This is a genomic window from Tsukamurella ocularis (genome assembly GCF_965138335.1).
Classification (GTDB): domain Bacteria; phylum Actinomycetota; class Actinomycetes; order Mycobacteriales; family Mycobacteriaceae; genus Tsukamurella; species Tsukamurella ocularis_A.
Map to the genome: position 1 here is coordinate 83,855 of NZ_CBCSDV010000010.1, position 15,540 is coordinate 99,394.

At 73.2% G+C, this 15,540-nt stretch carries 15 protein-coding genes; 10 read left to right on the forward strand and 5 right to left on the reverse strand.

The genetic code is table 11. The annotated features are described in order from the left end of the window. The first annotated feature begins 102 nt into the window (after nt 1–102). The 3 genes from ACNAYW_RS11340 to ACNAYW_RS11350 are packed head-to-tail and all read left to right on the forward strand — an operon-like array spanning nt 103 to nt 3,970. Nucleotides 103–2,208 carry a DUF6421 family protein gene (locus ACNAYW_RS11340; protein WP_415849795.1) on the forward strand — a complete coding sequence of 702 codons (2,106 nt, stop codon included), beginning with the start codon at nt 103–105 and terminating at the stop codon, nt 2,206–2,208. Next, nucleotides 2,205–2,909, forward strand: a complete 705-nt coding sequence (locus tag ACNAYW_RS11345) for an SDR family NAD(P)-dependent oxidoreductase (RefSeq protein WP_415849796.1) — start codon at nt 2,205–2,207, stop codon at nt 2,907–2,909. Before ACNAYW_RS11340 ends, ACNAYW_RS11345 begins: the two co-directional genes overlap by 4 nt. Further along, entirely contained in the window at nt 2,906–3,970 is a 1,065-nt protein-coding gene (locus tag ACNAYW_RS11350) for a threonine aldolase family protein (RefSeq protein WP_415849797.1), read from the forward strand. Before ACNAYW_RS11345 ends, ACNAYW_RS11350 begins: the two co-directional genes overlap by 4 nt. Here ACNAYW_RS11350 and ACNAYW_RS11355 read toward each other — a convergent pair. Genes ACNAYW_RS11355 through ACNAYW_RS11365 form a run of 3 tightly spaced genes read right to left on the reverse strand, consistent with a single transcriptional unit; the run spans nt 3,948 to nt 6,278 of the window. Next, nucleotides 3,948–4,310 carry a hypothetical protein gene (locus ACNAYW_RS11355; protein ID WP_415849798.1) on the reverse strand — a complete coding sequence of 121 codons (363 nt, stop codon included), beginning with the start codon at nt 4,308–4,310 and terminating at the stop codon, nt 3,948–3,950. The two genes, ACNAYW_RS11350 and ACNAYW_RS11355, sit on opposite strands and share 23 nt — an antisense overlap. Beyond that, nucleotides 4,307–4,714, reverse strand: a complete 408-nt coding sequence (locus tag ACNAYW_RS11360) for a hypothetical protein (protein ID WP_415849799.1) — start codon at nt 4,712–4,714, stop codon at nt 4,307–4,309. The genes ACNAYW_RS11355 and ACNAYW_RS11360 overlap by 4 nt, the downstream gene beginning before the upstream one ends. A gap of 19 nt (nt 4,715–4,733) precedes the next feature. Next, entirely contained in the window at nt 4,734–6,278 is a 1,545-nt protein-coding gene (locus ACNAYW_RS11365; protein ID WP_415849800.1) for a sugar transferase, read from the reverse strand. Between the two features lie 441 nt (nt 6,279–6,719). Between ACNAYW_RS11365 and ACNAYW_RS11370 the strand changes: the two genes are divergently transcribed. Genes ACNAYW_RS11370 through ACNAYW_RS11385 form a run of 4 tightly spaced genes read left to right on the forward strand, consistent with a single transcriptional unit; the run spans nt 6,720 to nt 10,416 of the window. After that, nucleotides 6,720–7,967, forward strand: coding sequence for a methyltransferase domain-containing protein (locus tag ACNAYW_RS11370; protein WP_415849801.1), 1,248 nt, complete (start codon nt 6,720–6,722; stop codon nt 7,965–7,967). 3 nt (nt 7,968–7,970) lie between these two features. Then, nucleotides 7,971–8,753, forward strand: a complete 783-nt coding sequence (locus ACNAYW_RS11375) for a glycosyltransferase family protein (protein WP_415849802.1) — start codon at nt 7,971–7,973, stop codon at nt 8,751–8,753. Then, nucleotides 8,750–9,403, forward strand: a complete 654-nt coding sequence (locus ACNAYW_RS11380; protein ID WP_415849803.1) for a PIG-L deacetylase family protein — start codon at nt 8,750–8,752, stop codon at nt 9,401–9,403. Before ACNAYW_RS11375 ends, ACNAYW_RS11380 begins: the two co-directional genes overlap by 4 nt. Beyond that, the gene (locus ACNAYW_RS11385) at nt 9,400–10,416 is read left to right on the forward strand and encodes an NAD-dependent epimerase/dehydratase family protein (protein WP_415849804.1); all 1,017 of its coding nucleotides are present in this window, start codon (nt 9,400–9,402) and stop codon (nt 10,414–10,416) included. The genes ACNAYW_RS11380 and ACNAYW_RS11385 overlap by 4 nt, the downstream gene beginning before the upstream one ends. Before the next feature lie 5 nt (nt 10,417–10,421). On the opposite strand, the gene ACNAYW_RS11390 is transcribed toward ACNAYW_RS11385, so the two are convergent. Further along, nucleotides 10,422–10,976 carry a dTDP-4-dehydrorhamnose 3,5-epimerase family protein gene (locus tag ACNAYW_RS11390; RefSeq protein ID WP_415849805.1) on the reverse strand — a complete coding sequence of 185 codons (555 nt, stop codon included), beginning with the start codon at nt 10,974–10,976 and terminating at the stop codon, nt 10,422–10,424. Between the two features lie 14 nt (nt 10,977–10,990). Between ACNAYW_RS11390 and ACNAYW_RS11395 the strand changes: the two genes are divergently transcribed. Genes ACNAYW_RS11395 through ACNAYW_RS11405 form a run of 3 tightly spaced genes read left to right on the forward strand, consistent with a single transcriptional unit; the run spans nt 10,991 to nt 14,540 of the window. Next, nucleotides 10,991–12,094, forward strand: a complete 1,104-nt coding sequence (locus ACNAYW_RS11395; protein ID WP_415849806.1) for a class I SAM-dependent methyltransferase — start codon at nt 10,991–10,993, stop codon at nt 12,092–12,094. Continuing rightward, nucleotides 12,091–13,443: a glutamate-1-semialdehyde 2,1-aminomutase gene (locus tag ACNAYW_RS11400; protein WP_415849807.1), complete on the forward strand. Its 1,353-nt coding sequence runs from the start codon at nt 12,091–12,093 to the stop codon at nt 13,441–13,443. The genes ACNAYW_RS11395 and ACNAYW_RS11400 overlap by 4 nt, the downstream gene beginning before the upstream one ends. Further along, nucleotides 13,440–14,540, forward strand: a complete 1,101-nt coding sequence (locus tag ACNAYW_RS11405) for a glycosyltransferase family 4 protein (protein WP_415849808.1) — start codon at nt 13,440–13,442, stop codon at nt 14,538–14,540. Before ACNAYW_RS11400 ends, ACNAYW_RS11405 begins: the two co-directional genes overlap by 4 nt. Here ACNAYW_RS11405 and ACNAYW_RS11410 read toward each other — a convergent pair. Then, complete coding sequence (locus ACNAYW_RS11410) at nt 14,506–15,534, reverse strand: glycosyltransferase family 4 protein (RefSeq protein WP_415849861.1); 1,029 nt, start codon at nt 15,532–15,534, stop codon at nt 14,506–14,508. The two genes, ACNAYW_RS11405 and ACNAYW_RS11410, sit on opposite strands and share 35 nt — an antisense overlap. Nucleotides 15,535–15,540 lie beyond the last annotated feature (6 nt).

Consider the following 15,540-nt stretch of genomic DNA (forward strand, 5'->3'; position numbering starts at 1 on the left):
CGAGACCGCCGTTCCGCTTTCCCCGCACGCGTTCGGGCGTTAAGATCGCATCAAGACCGACGTAAGAGGTGAAAGGCCGGTACGGTTATGTCAGACGATGCGGTGTTCCCTCGCGTGCAGGTGGAGCAGGCCCGGAGCTGCGCGTGGGCGACCACGCTCGAGCGGGCCCGCGAGATGGTTCCCCCGAACCCGGCCGACGCGAGCCTGGCCGAGGCGGTCGACGCCCTGCGGCGCCGCGGGATGACGGTGACGGACGCGCTCGCCCCGCACATCGGGCAGGCGGAGCTGGCCGCGGCGGACGTCTACGTGATCCCGCACCTCGCGCGCCCCGGCGTCGAGCGCGTCACCGGTGACCTGCCCCCCGTCTACGCCCCCGACGAGCTGGACGCGATCGAGCGGTACGTCCGCGACGGCGGCGGGCTCGTCGTGCTCGCCGAGTGCGACACCGCGACCTCGGGCAACAACCTCGACGAGCTGCTCGGCCGGTTCGGGGTGCACGTCGAGTCCGTGGTGGTGCAGGAGGCCGCGGGCGAGCGCCGGCACGGGGGCAACGCCACGTGGATCCGGTCCGACATCGCACCGGAACTCGGCGGCCAGGGCCTCGCCGCGGCCGTCGACGGCGCCTGCTTCTACCGCACCGGCGTCCTCGACCTCACCGCCGCGCCGAGCGCCACCGTGCTGGCGCGCACCAGCGACACCGCGGCCCCGGCCGGCCGGCCGCTGGCGGCGGCGCTACAGGTCGACCGCGGCCGCGTCGTGGTCCTCGCCGACTCCGACCTCGTGGGCGACGATTCGATCGACGACCTCGACCAGCGCACCCTCTGGACCAACGCCGTCACCTGGGCCGCCGGGACGCACGGCGACGCGCCCACCGAGGCCGGCGCCGGCGCGGCGAGCAGCTCCGACTGGGTCGCGCTCAAGTCCGCGGTCGAGGAGCTGCGCGGCCTGCAGGACGACTCCGGCGCCGTGCCGAACCCGGCCGACGGCGCCCGCGCGAGCGCCCTGGTCGGCGAGATCGTCGCGCGGATCGCCGCGCTGGCCCCGCTCTTCCCGCACGACGCCGAGTACCTCGCCGCCCTGCCCCGCGACTTCCGCCGGTGGGTCGACGGCGGCTTCGGTCGCCCCGAGTTCGACGAGTCGCTCGCCGCGTTCCGGCCGGACCGCACCCGGATCGACGGCACCGAGCACCTCGTCGTCTTCCCGATGTACACGCAGAACGGCAACGCGGGCAAGGTCTTCGAGGCGGTGCTGCTTCGCGTGGTCTGGCCCGAGTGGCTGGCCGAGACCGAGCGCACCTTCGACAACCGGCAGTTCCTGGCCGTGGCCTTCGAGGACTTCACCCCCGGCTACGACACCCACTCCGCGGTCCTCTTCCCCGAGACCGTGACGGTGGCGCAGACGCCGGACTTCCACTGGGGCGCCATCTTCTGCGACCGCGAGGCGGCCCGCTTCCGGCGCGTGACGGCCGCGGCCGCCGAGATCCTCTCGCTGCAGCTCCCGCCCGACGGTGACCGGCTGGTCGCCTCCCAGGCGCTGGCCGAATCGACCTTCGCGCTGTGGGACCTGATCCACGACCGCACGCACAGCCGGGGCGACCTGCCCTTCGACCCGTTCATGATCAAGCAGCGGATGCCGTACTGGCAGTACTCCCTCGAGGAGCTGCGCTGCGACCTCACCACCTTCCGCGAGGCGCACCGGCTGCAGCGGGACGGGCACCCGTACGGGCTGCCGGTGCAGCTCGCGATCCTCTGCGACCGCCTCTTCCGCTTCCCCATCACCGGCGACCGCGTGCGCAACTACGACGGCCTCGGCGGCCAGCTGCTGTTCGCCTACCTGCACCGGCACGGCGCGCTGCGCTGGCGCGACAACCGGCTCTCCTTCGACTGGAAGGAGCTGCCGCTCCAGGTGATCCGGCTCACCGAGGAGATCGAGGAGCTCTACCGCACCGGCATCGACCGGTCCAAGGTGGGCCAGTGGCTCGCGAGCTACGAGTTCGTCTCCTCCTACGTCGCGCCCGGCCCCGGGTCGACGTGGGCACAGGGCCCGTCTGCGCTCCCGCTCGACGGTCCGCCCAAGGGCCTGGTGGACCTGGTCCTGCCCGACGAGTTCCCCCTCAACATGTTCTACGAGGCGCTGCGGCGCAAGATGGGTCCCGTGATCGAGAGCGCGAAGGGCATCACGGCGGCGACGGCGGAGGTACCGGCATGAGCGGAGTGACAGGGCGGACCGTCGTGGTGACGGGTGCCAACGGAGCACTGGGGCAGGAGGTGGTGCGGCGGCTCGTCGCCGCCGGTGCGAAGGCCGCCGTCATCACGCGCGGCGCTCCCGCGGCGGAGATCGCCGGCCTCGAGGGCGTCAGCGCCTACCGCGCGGACCTGTCCGACCGGGCCGCGACCGCGGAGGCCGTCGCGCGCATCGTCGCCGAGCACGACGGTGCCGACGGCCTGCTGCACCTGGTGGGCGGCTGGCGCGGCGGCACGCCGATCGCCGACGCCGACCCCGCGGACTGGGACTTCCTCGAGGCCGGCCTCATTCGCAGCCTGCAGAACGTCTCCCAGCCGCTGTACCCGGCGCTCGCCGCGAGCGCGGACGCGCGGGTGGCCGTCATCTCGTCGGTCTCGGTCGCGAAGCCCACGGCGAAGAACGCGATGTACGCCTCCGCCAAGGCCGCTGCCGAGGCGTGGACCCTGGCGCTCGCCGACGGCTTCACCGGTACCGGCGCCGCCGCGACGGTCCTGCGGGTGATGGCGCTCCTCACGCCGCAGATGAAGGCCGACGCCCCGGAACGGAAGTTCCCGCGCTACACGCCCATCGGCGACGTAGCCGATCGGCTCGTGGCGCTGTGGGACGCCCCCGCGGCCGCCGTCAACGGCACCGTCGACACCCTGGTACCGGAGGTGACCGCATGACCCGCCTGCACGATCCCGCCCAGCGCGGCTTCGCGAGCGACAACTACGCGGGCGTGCTGCCCGAGGTCCTGGAGGCGATCACCGCCGCCAACCTGGGGCACCAGGGCGCGTACGGCGCCGACGTCTACACCGCGGCCCTCGCGGAGCGCATCGTCGAGCTCTTCGGCGACGGCGCGCGGGCCTTCCCCGTGTTCAACGGCACCGGCGCCAACATCGTCGCGCTGTCCGCGGTCTCCGATCGCTGGTCCGCGGTGGTGTGTGCCGACACCGGGCACATCCACGTCGACGAGGGCGGCGCGCCGGAGAAGCTCGCCGGGCTCAAGCTCTTCGTCGTGCCCACCACCGAGGGCAAGCTGACGCCCGAGGCGATCACCGCCGCCGTGCCGGACCGCGCGGGCGACGTGCACTGGGCGCAGCCCCGGGTGCTGTCGGTGGCGCAGTCCACCGAGCTGGGCACCGTCTACACCCCGGAGGAGCTGCGGGCCCTCGCCGAGTACGCGCACGAGCGCGGCTGGCTGCTGCACATCGACGGCTCGCGCCTGGGCAATGCCGCCGCGAGTCTCGGAGTGGGCCTGCGGGAGATCACGACCGACATCGGCGCGGACGTCGTGAGCGTGGGCGGCACCAAGAGCGGGTTGCTCGGCGTCGAGCTGGTGCTGGTCCTCGACGCCGCGGCGGCACCCGGCATCGAGTACGTGCGCAAGCTGTCGATGCAGCTGGCCTCCAAGCAGCGGTTCCTGGCCGCGCAGTTCCTCGCGTTGTTCGCCGATGACCGGTACCTGCGGATCGCCGGCCACGCGAACGCGATGGCCCGGCTGCTCGCCGACCTCGTCGGCGGGATCGACGGGGTGGCGATCACGCAGCCCGTGCAGTCGAACGCCGTCTTCGCCGAACTCCCGCACGCCGCTGCGGAGGCCTTGATGGAGCGGGTGCCGTTCTACTTCTGGGACGAGATCCGCGGCGAGGTCCGCTGGATGTGCGCCTGGGACACCACCGAGGAGGACGTGCGCGCGTTCGCGGCGCTGATCTCGGCGGAGCTCAGCCGAACCGCGGGAATTTGATGTAGGCGAGGCCGAGCAGGTCGATCGACAGGTAGCCGAGGATCGCGGCGGCCACGCCGCCGCCGACCACGAGGGCGGCGCGCCATCCGTCGCGGCGCGGCGCGGCCGTGAGCCACCAGCCGATCCCCATGAACGTGACGATCGGCCCGAAGAACGCCACGGGCAGGGCCGCGTAGCCGGTGTCGCCCACGATCCGCACCATCCGCGCGACGCCGCCGAGCAGGACGGAGACCGCCATCGTCACGCACAGCATCCGCGTCCAACGGGGTCCGCGCGCGAGGAGCCGGTAGCCCAGGACCGAGCCGACGGCCCCGGCGAGGGCGACGAGCAGCGTCGTCATCGCCGCGCCCTCCGCACGATCGCCCGTCCCGCCGCCATGCCCAGGGCGGCGACGGTGGGCGCCGCGAACAGGAACCGCACGCCGGCCGACGGGGGCATCCCCAGGAGCGAGACCAGGCCGTAGACCCCCACCGATCCGAAGCCCCCGAGCACGCCGAAGACGAGGAACCCGAACCAGCGGTCGCCGAGCACGTCGCGCAGGGCGAAGAGGGCGCCCGTCAGCAGGGAGAGCACGGCCAGGCCGCCGATGCGGACGTCGAACTCCAGCGCCCGCCACGCCGGCGCGGCGGAGAGCCGATTCGCGGCGGCGGCGGCGAATGCGCCGCCGAGCGCGACCGCGGCGAGGGTGCGTCGGTCGGTGGGCAGCCGCGCATCGTCGGCCCGCCCGGGGGATGTCTCCTGCACGCGGTCGACGATACGTCCGTCAGTAGGCGCCGTCGGACGCGAGGACCGTGCGCACCGTGCGCGCGATGATGCCGACGTCCGCGCCGAGCGACCAGTTCTCCACGTACCCCACGTCGAGCCGGATGGACTCGTCCCAGCTGAGGTTCGAGCGCCCGCTCACCTGCCAGGCCCCCGTGACGCCCGGCTTGACCAGCATCCGCCGGCGCATGACGGGCGGGTACTGCTCGACCTCGTGCGCGAGCGCCGGCCGCGGGCCGACCACGGACATCGATCCGCCGAGGACGTTGAAGAACTGGGGCAGCTCGTCGAGGCTGTACCGGCGGAGGAAGCGGCCGACGCGGGTGACACGGGGGTCGTTCTTGACCTTGAACAACGGCCCCGCGCCCATGTTCTCGTCGGCCAGGACGTCGCGGCGGGCGTCCGCGTCGACGTACATGCTGCGGAACTTGATCATGTCGAAGGACTCGCCGCCGGCACCCACCCGCTGCGCGCGGTAGAACACCGGGCCGCGGCTGTCCGCCTTGACGGCGACGGCGATCGCCAGCATCACGGGCGCCGTGGCGAGGACGCCCGCGCCGGCGACGGCCAGATCGAGCACGCGCTTGCCGAGCCCGTGGGACCGGGCCGGGCGCGGCGGGGCGACGGCGGTCATCGGCGTCCGGCCGACCGAACCGCTCACCATGCGGGAACGCGCGACGTCGGGCAGGCCGGCGGTGACCACGAGCTCGACGCCCTCCGCCGCGAGCTGCCACATGAGCTCGCGGACGTCGTCCGGCCCCAGGGTGTCGGTGGCGGTGAGCACGACGATGCCGGCGCCGGTGTCGCGCGCGGCCTCGAGCACGGTGCGGTCCGTGCCGACCACGGGCACCCGCGTGCCCGCGATCTCCAGCGCATCGACCACCAGCGCATCGTTGGTGGGAAGGCACACGCCCACGACCTCCGCGCCGGCGGTCTCCGCGGCGAGCAGGCTCCGGGTCGAGGCCGTGGCCGACGCGAAACCGCCGACCACCAGGGTGGGCACGCGCACCGCGGTGGCGGCGCCGGTGCGGGAGCGCAGGCGGACGAGGAGCGCGCCGCCCAGGGCGACCGGTGCCGAGGCGATGAAGAGCGCCCGCGGCAGCATGTGCGGGAACAGGAGCTCGATGAGGATCAGCGGGCCGTACACGAGCTGGGCCGTGACGAGCACCCGGCGCAGCTCCGGCGTGCCGAGGCGCAGCAGCGGAACGTCCATCGGCCGAGCACGCCAGAGGCGCATGAACCAGAACAGGTTCACGCCGATCACGAGCGCGGACAACTCGGGGAGGCTCTCGCCCTCCGCGTATCCGACGAGGACGCCGACGACGGAGGCCACGACGGCCACCGCCGCGTCGGCGACGGCGATCCGGCGCGCGAGGCGCGCCCGATGGGCCTCCGCGACGGCGCGGGCCGACGGCACCTGCGGCAGAACGACGGGCGGGACCGGTGCGACGGGCGCGGGAGTCCGTACGGGCTCGGAAGCTTCGACGGTGACGGGCACGGGGCCCGTCGAGGCAGCAGGGGTCGCTGCCCAGGTGTCGATCGACATGTCCCGCTCCTCAAATCCGTCCGCCGTGACCGACCGCGGAATTTCGCCGTCTCGACCGAATCAGAATCGCTAATCTACATATTGCAGTTGCGAATACCTAATTCCGTGAGCTTCGTCTCATACACCCCGCACCCGGAGGGGGCCGCCGCGCTTCGTCGGCGTTGCGACACCCACAGCCCTCTCCGGGACCGATGCGAGGAACACCGCCCGGAGCATCGTTCACACTGCTCACGGGCCTGGTCCTCACCGTCCGGTCTCGACACTTCCGCGAACACCCCCTCACTTCCAAGGAGGGCCGCGCGGTAGATGCGAGTGGCTGCCGGTTGCTACCGTAGACGCTCGACATTGCAATCGCAAGATGCATTGACCGTTTGCAACCAGAAAAGTTGTGAGGGTTATGCTCATGCATCGAAGCGCCCACCGAGAGGTACGGAAACCATCATGAATTGCCGTCTGTGCGGCTCGTCACAGCTGCGGAGCGTGGTCGACCTCGGTGCCACACCACCTTGTGAGATGTTCCTCACGGCAGCGGAACTGGACGGCCCCGAGCCCACCTATCCGCTGCACCTGCGGATCTGCGCGGACTGCCTGCTGCTGCAGATCCCCGCCCTGATCCTCCCGGAGGAGACCTTCTCCGAGTACGCCTACTTCTCCTCGTTCTCGGAGAGCTGGGTCGACCACGCGCGCCGCTTCGTGGACGAGTCGATCAGCCGTCTCGAGCTCGACGGCGACAGCCTCATCGTCGAGGTCGCGAGCAACGACGGGTACCTGTTGCAGCACGCCGTCGCCGCCGGCGTCCCGTGCCTCGGCATCGAGCCCTCGGTCAACGTCGGGCAGGCCGCCCGCGACCGCGGCGTCCCGACGGTGACCGCCTTCCTCGGCCCGGAGACCGCAGCGCAGGTCCGCGCCGAGCACGGCCCCGCCGACCTGGTGGTCGCGAACAACGTCTACGCGCACATCCCGGATCTCCTCGGCTTCACGCAGGGACTGCGGGGCCTGCTCGCGGACGACGGGTGGCTGAGCATCGAGGTGCACCACGCGCTCGCGCTCGTCGCCGAGGGCCAGTTCGACACGATCTACCACGAGCACTTCCAGTACTACACGGTGCTCAGCGCGCAGCGGGCGCTCGCGACCGCGGGCCTCACGGTTGTCGACGTCGAGCTCGTCCCCACGCACGGCGGTTCCATCCGCGTCTGGGCCCGGCCCGACGGGGTCGCGCAGGCACCGTCGGACCGCGTGCGCGAGGTGCTGCGGATCGAGGAGGAGGCGGGGCTGCACGCACTCTCGGGCTACACCGGGATGCAGGCGCTCGCCGACCGGGCGCGGCAGGACCTGCTCCGCTTCCTGCTCGAGTGCCGCGCCGAGGGTAAGCGCGTGGTCGGCTACGGCGCGCCGGGCAAGGGCAACACGCTGCTCAACTACTGCGGCATCCGGCCCGACCTGCTCGAGTACACCGTGGACCGCAATCCGTACAAGCACGGCCGGTTCACCCCCGGCACGCGCATCCCGATCCACGAGCCGGAGCGCCTCGACGCCGACCGCCCCGACGTGATCGTCGTGCTGCCCTGGAACCTCGAGACCGAGATCACCGAGCAGCTGCGCCACCTGATCGACCGGGGAACCGAGGTGGTCTACCCCATGCCCCAGCTGCACACCGCACGGCCGCAGGCCGTCGTCACGGAGGTCTGAGCGATGAAGGTTGTCCTGTTCTGCGGCGGCTACGGCATGCGGATGCGCAACACCGCGGACGACATGGTGCCCAAGCCCATGCAGCTCGTGGGCCCGCGGCCGCTGATCTGGCACGTGATGCGGTACTACGCGCACTTCGGGCACACCGAGTTCGTGCTGTGCCTGGGCTACGGCGCGCAGCACATCAAGAACTACTTCCTCAACTACCGCGAGACCGAGTCGAACGACTTCGTGATCCGCGGCGGCGAGGTGGAGCTGCTCGGCGCGGACATGCGCGACTGGACGATCACCTTCGTCGACACCGGCCTGGAATCGGCCATCGGCGAACGCCTCCGGCGCGCGCGCCCCTACCTGGACGGCGACGAGTACTTCCTCGCGAACTACGCCGACGTGCTCAGCGACGCCCCGATGAACACCATCATCGACCAGGTCAAGGCGACCGGCTCCGCGGCCTCGATGCTGCTGGTGCCGCCGCAGTCCTCGTTCCACTGCGTGGACGTGGACGGCGAGGACAAGGTCACCGGCATCACCCCCGTCTCCGAGTTCCCCATCTGGGAGAACGGCGGCTACTTCGTGCTGACCCAGGAGGTCTTCGACCACCTGCCGCCCGGCGGAGACCTGGTGGCGGACTCGTGCACGGCGCTGGCCAAGGAGGGGAAGCTGTTGGGCTACAAGCACCGCGGCTTCTGGAAGCCGGCCGACACGTTCAAGGAGCGGGCCGACCTCGACGCCGGTTACGCCCGCGGCGACCGCCCCTGGATGGTGTGGAAGGATCCGGTCGGATGATCGGCCTCTCCGCCGGCCGGATCTCGGAGATCGCGGTCCTGGGCGCGCACTGCGACGACATCGCGATCGGGATGGGCGGAACCCTGCTCCAGCTGGCGGAGGCCAATCCCGGCCTGCGCGTGCGGGCCTTCGTGGGCAGCGGCGCCGGCACCCCGCGGGAGGCGGAGGAGCGGGCGGCGCTCGCCGCCTTCGCGCCCGAGGCGGAGCTGCACATCACCGTGCTCGACCTGCCCGACGGGCGGGCTCCCGCGCACTGGCAGCGCGAGAAATCCCTGCTGGCGCAGTTCAAACGGTCGTCGGCGCCCGACATCGTCTTCGCGCCGCACCGCGGCGACGCGCACCAGGACCACCGCCAGCTCGCGGAACTGGTGCCGCAGGAGTTCCGGGACCACCTGATCCTCGGCTACGAGATCCTCAAGTGGGAGACCGACACCCCGCGGCCCACCGTCTTCAACCCGCTCTCGGCCTACGCCGCGATGGCGAAGGCGCGGCTGCTCACGGAGCACTACCCCTCGCAGGTCGACCACGACTGGTTCGACGACGAGTCCTTCCTCGGCCTGGCCCGGCTGCGGGGCATCCAGTGCCGCGCCACCTACGCCGAGGGTTTCATGCTGGAAAAGGCGATCGTAGATCTCGGAGGTAATCGATGAAGGTCCTGCTCACGGGTAGCCAGGGGTACCTGGGAACGGTGATGACGCCGGTCCTGCGGGCGGCGGGCCACGAGGTCACCGGCCTCGATTCCGGTCTCTTCGCCGACCGCGTCCTCGGCCCGGCGGTGGCCGACCCGCCCGTGCTCACCACGGACCTGCGCGACGTGACCGTGGCGGAGCTGCAGGGCTTCGACGCGGTGATCCACCTCGCGGCCCTGTCCAACGACCCCCTGGGCTCGCTGGCCCCCGAGATCACCTACGACATCAACCACGCCGCGTCGAGCCGGCTCGCGCGGTTGGCGAAGGAGGCGGGCGTCTCCCGGTTCCTCTACGCCTCCACGTGTTCCGTGTACGGCGCGGCCGGCGACGGCCTCGTCGACGAGGAGGCCCCGCTCAACCCCATCACGCCCTACGCGATCAGCAAGGTCCGCGTGGAGGACGACGCCGCGGCCCTCGCCGACGCCGATTTCACGCCCGTCTTCCTCCGCAACGCCACGGCCTTCGGCTTCTCGCCGCGGCTCCGCGCGGACATCGTGCTGAACAACCTGATGGGCTACGCGGTGCTGACGGGCGAGGTGCTGGTGCTCTCCGACGGGACGCCGTGGCGCCCGCTGGTGCACGCGCAGGACATCGCGCGGGCCTTCGCCACGTGCCTCACCGCGCCGAAGGAGACGGTCTCGGCGCGTGCGTACAACATCGGCACCGAGCGCAACAACGTGACCGTCGCCGAGATCGCGCAGGCCGTGGTCGACGTGGTGCCCGACGCCGCCGTCCGGATCACCGGCGAGGCCGGCAACGACCCGCGCTCCTACCGGGTCGACTTCTCCCGCGCGCGTGACGAACTGGGCTTCGAGGCGCAGTGGACGGTGGCCGACGGCGCCGCGGAGCTGCACCGGGCCTACACCGAGTACGGGCTCACCGAGCGCTCCTTCCACGACGACTTCACCCGGCTCGCCGTGCTCAAGGAGCTGCAGGCCGGGGGCGCCATCGACGCCTCGATGCGCCGGCGATGACCGGCTCAGCCCAGGCGGGCGCGCAGATCGGTCCAGGAGCCGGCCGCACGGTCCCGCGGCGAGACGATCGACGCGGCCAGCGGCCACTGCAGCGCCAGCTCCGGGTCGGCGTGGTGCACCGCGAGGTCCTCGGACGGGTCGTGCGGCCGGTCGATCCGGTAGCAGACGTCCGCCACGTCGGTGAGCGCCTGGAAGCCGTGCAGGAAGCCCGGCGGCACGTACAGCGTGCGGAAGGCCTCGTCGTCCAGGCGGAAGGCCTGGCTCCGGCCGAAGGTGGGCGAGTACGGCCGCGCGTCCACCAGCACGTCGTGCACGGCGCCGTGCGCGCACCGCACGAGCTTCGCCTCGCCGCGGCCCGAGCGGCCGTGCATCCCGCGCAGCACGCCCCGCACCGAGCGGGACTGCGAATCCTGCACGAACCGCGCTGCGGCGCCGGGCTCCCCGAGGTACTCGTCGAAGATCTCCGCGTCGAAGGTCCGGGTGAACAGGCCCCGGTCGTCCGCGTGCGGGGTGGGAACCAGCAGCAGGACGTCTGCCAGGTCGGTCTGCTCGATGCGCATGGGGACATGCTGCCATGAGACACGCACGTGCGTGCCGCGCCTGCGGCTCCGTCAAACTCACCCGGGTGCTCGACCTGGGCCGCGTCCCCGCGGCGGATCACTTCCCGCCCGCCGGGACCCCGGTGGACCCGGGCGAATCCGCCCATCCCCTCGCGATGGACCTGTGCGCGGCGTGCGGCCTCGCCCAGCTCGCCGACGACGACACCGTCACCGACGAGCCCCGCGGCGTGGAGCCGCGGGCCCTGCGCGAGCAGGCCGCGGACGCGGTGGCCCGGGTCGCCGACGCCGGGCTGCTCCGCGGCACGACGGTGCGCGAGTTCGGCAGCCCGCACGGCGGCACCTGGCTGCCGCTGCTCGCCGACCGCGGCTTCCACGACGCCGACGGTCCCGCCGACGTGGTCCTCGACAGCTTCGGCATCATGCACGAGCCCGACCAGCGGGCCGCCTTCGCCGAGCGCGCCGCGGCCGTCGCCCCCGGCGGCGTGCTGCTGCTGCAGTACCAGCCGCTCGGCGGCATCGTCGACCACCTGCAGTGGACCGCCCTGCGGCACGGTCACTTCGGCTACTACACCCTGACCGCCCTGATGCGGCTGCTCGCCGCCGCGGGGCTGGAGCCGGTGCGCGCCTTCGAGTTCGACCTCTACGGGGGCACCGTGCTGCTCGCGGTGCGGCACGCCGGGGCGGCCGACGTCGTCCCCGGCGCGGGCGCCGCCGACCCCACGGTCCGGCGGATCCTCGCCGACGAGGCCGCTGCCGGTCTGGGCACTCCCGGGGGTCTGCGCGCCCTCAGTGCGGCGCCCGCCGAGCAGGCGCGCGCGCTGCGGGCGTGGGCGCAGGAGCACGCGGCGGCCGGCCGCACCGTGGGGGCCTACGGCGCCGCCTCGCGGGCCGTCGCGCTGTTCGCGCTGGCCGGACTGGACGCGGCCCTCGTGTCCTGCGTGGCCGACGCCTCCCCGTCGAAACAGGGCCGCCGCATGCCCGGCACCGACATCCCGATCGTGCCGCCCGAGCACCTCGCCGCGCTGGACGGGCCCGTGCTCCTGACCCTGCCCGACCTGCACGACGAGGTGCTGGAGGCCTGGCCCGCCCTCCGCGGAAGACTGGTGACCGACCTATGACCTACCCCGACTTCACCCGCTCGCGCGAACTGCAGGATCGCCTGCACCGCGCGGTGCCGGGCGGCGCGCACACCTACGCCCGGGGCGCCGACCAGTACCCCGAGTTCATGCCGCCCGTGCTGACCCGCGGCCGCGGCGCGCGCGTCTGGGACGCCGACGGCAACGAGTACATCGAGTACGGGATGGGCCTGCGCGCCGTGACCCTGGGCCACGCCTACCCGCCCGTGGTGGACGCCGTGCGCGCCTGCCTCGACGACGGCCTCAGCTTCAGCCGGCCCACGACGACGGAGCTCGACGCCGCTGAGGACTTCCTCGCGATGGTGCCCACCGCCGACATGGTCAAGTTCGGCAAGAACGGCTCCGACGCCACGACCGCGGCGCTGCGGCTCGCGCGCGCGGCCACCGGCCGCGATCTGGTGGCGATCTGCGACCAGCCCTTCTTCTCCGTGGACGACTGGTTCATCGGATCCACCGAGATGGCGGGCGGGATCCCCACCGCGATCACCGATCTCACGGTCCGGTTCGGCTACAACGACGCCGACTCCCTGCGCGCCCGGTTCGCCGAGCACCCCGGCCGCATCGCCGCGGTGTTCCTCGAGGCCGCCACCGCGCTCGCCGAGCCCGATCCCGGCTTCCTGGAATCCGTTCGGGCCCTGTGCGACGAGCACGGCGCCGTGCTGGTCTTCGACGAGATGATCACCGGGTTCCGCTGGTCGCCGCACGGCGCGCAGTCCGTCTACGGCGTGACGCCCGACCTCTCATGCTGGGGCAAGGCCATGGGGAACGGCTTCCCGATCTCGGCGCTCGCCGGCAAGCGCGCGCTCATGGAGCTCGGCGGCCTGAACACCGACGCCGACCGGGTCTTCCTGCTGTCCACGACCCACGGCCCGGAGTCGGTCTCGCTCACCGCCTTCCGCGCCGTCGCCCGGGCCTACCGCGAGGGTGATCCCGTGGGCGCGATGGAGCGCGCCGGGCGGCGCCTGGCCGACGGGGTGAACGCGGCCGCCGCGGCGGCGGGCGTCGGCGACGCGGTGCGGGCCATCGGCCGGCCGTCGTGTCTCGTCTTCACCACCCGCGACGCCGACGGCGCACCGTCGCAGGCGTACCGGACGCTCTTTCTGCAGGAGCTGCTGCGGCGCGGCGTGCTCGGGCAGTCCTTCGTGATCTCCGCCGCGCACACCGACGCCGACGTCGACCGCACCGTCGACGCGGTCGCGACGGCACTCGTGCCGTACCGGAAGGCCCTCGAGGCCGGCACCGTCGACGGGCTGCTGGAGGGGCGCCCCGTAGCGCCCGCTCTGCGCCGGACCGCGGCGCCCCGGCGGCTGACCCGAGGGGCAGCCTCGTGACGGCGCCGATCCGGGTCCTCGTCGTGGGCCCCGCGCCGCCCGGCCCGAACAGCCGCGGTGGCATGGCCACCGTGATCGGTCACATGGCGGCGCAACCGGATCCGTCGATCGAGGTGCGCCTCGTGACCACCTACGTGGACGGCACCGTCGGGCAGCGCCTGCGCGCCGGCCTCGGCGGCATGGCGCGGGGCACCCTCGCCGTCGCCCGCCGCGACGTGGACGTGCTGCACGTGCACCTCTCGCACGGCGGCAGCGTGGTGCGCAAGGCGCCCCTGTTGTGGGCGGCACGACTGCGCGGCGTCCCCGCCGTGGTGCACGGCCACAGCTTCGACTTCGGTGGCTGGATGGCGCGGCTGCCCGCACCCGCGCGGGCCCTCGTGCGGGCGGCCCTGCCGGCGGACCGCTGGCTGGTGCTGGGAACGGGGCTCGCCGCCGAGTACACCGAGGCCCTGCGCTTGGACCCGGCGCGGGTGGAGGTGCGTTACAACCCCGTGCCGCCGCTCCCGGCCCGGCCCGCCGATGAAGAGGCACCGGGCACCGGCGCGACCGACGGCGTCGTGCGCGCGGTCGCGCTCGGCCGGCTCGGCGTGCGCAAGGGAAGCTACGACCTGATCGCCGCGGTGGCCGCGCTGCCCGCGGCCGTCCGCGCACGGCTGCACCTGACCCTCGCCGGCGACGGCGAGGTCGCGGAGGTGCGCGCCGCGGCGGCAGCGGCCGGTGTCGAGGACGCGGTGACGATCCGGGGCTGGGTCGACCCGGCGGGGCGCGACGCCCTGCTCGCCGAGTCCCGGATCTTCGTGCTACCCAGCTACGACGAGGGCCTGCCGATGGCGCTCCTCGAGGCGATGGCGGCCGGCCTCGTGCCGCTCACCACGCCGGTGGGCGGGATCCCCGAGGCGATCACCGACGGCCTCGACGGCCTGCTGGTCCCTCCGGGCGACGTGCCCGCGCTGGCCGCGGCGCTGCGCCGGCTCGTCGAGGATCCGGCGCTGCGGCGGCGCCTCGCGGCGGGCGCCCGCGACCGCGCCGCCGATTTCGACATCGCGGCGTGGCACGCGCGGCTCAGCGCACTGTGGACCTCGCTCGCGCGGCGATGACCCGCTCCAGTTCCGCACCGAGGGCGGCGGCGGAGACCGTCGCCTCGTAGTCCCGGAGGTAGTGCTCCCGGGCGGCGCGCCCGCGCCGGGCGGCGGCCTCGGGGTCCGCCAGGGAATCGAAGGCGCGGGCGAGCCCGGCCACGTCGTCGACGCCGATCGCGTCCTCCCCCGGCGGCTGGAACTCCGGGAGAGCGCCGGAGTCGGAGACGATCGGCACCACCCCGAGCTGCATCGCGAGCACCTGCACGCCGCTCTGCGTGGCGCGCCGGTAGTGCGCCACCGAGCCCTTCGCCGCCGCGAGCTGCGCGGTCACGTCCGCGTACGAGTACGGTCCGCGCCGCCAGCGGACCGCGGTGCCGAGCTCCCGGTCCGGGCCGTCGCCGATCAGGACCAGTTCGTCGCCGCGCCAGCCCGGACCCGTCACGTGCCGCTCCCACGCCGCGAGCGTGACATCGAGGTTCTTGTAGGCCGAGAGCCGTCCCACGGCCAGGAAGTCCCGACGGTCCCTCGCGGGCACCACGGGCGGGATCAGGGATTCGTCGAGATCGCTGGTCAGGGGCGCCACTGCGGAGGCGCCCACGGCGCGCGCCACGTAGTCGCTGAAGGCGACGGTCGAGGCGGCGCCGGCGTTCCAGCGGCCGAACAGGGTGCGCTCCCAGCCGGGGAGTTCCTCGTCGGCGCCGTGGGGGCGGTCGTCGTGCACCAGATTCACCCGCGGCGCCCGGCCCGCGAGCGCGATCCACCGCGGATCGCGCACGATCTCGGTCACCACCACGTCGGGGCGGAAGGACCGCGCCCGGCGCAGCGCACCCGCGAACTCCGGCCACGTGCCGGGTGTCTTCGGGCGGGGGTCCAGCACCCACTCGTAGGGCCGCGCCGCATCGGACTCGGGGTGCCGATCCGAGGTGACGAGGACGACGTCCCAGCCCGCCGCGATCAGCCGCTCGCAGTACACGCGCGCGAGCGGTCGCATCCACGGCGAGAGCCACAGCACCCGCCC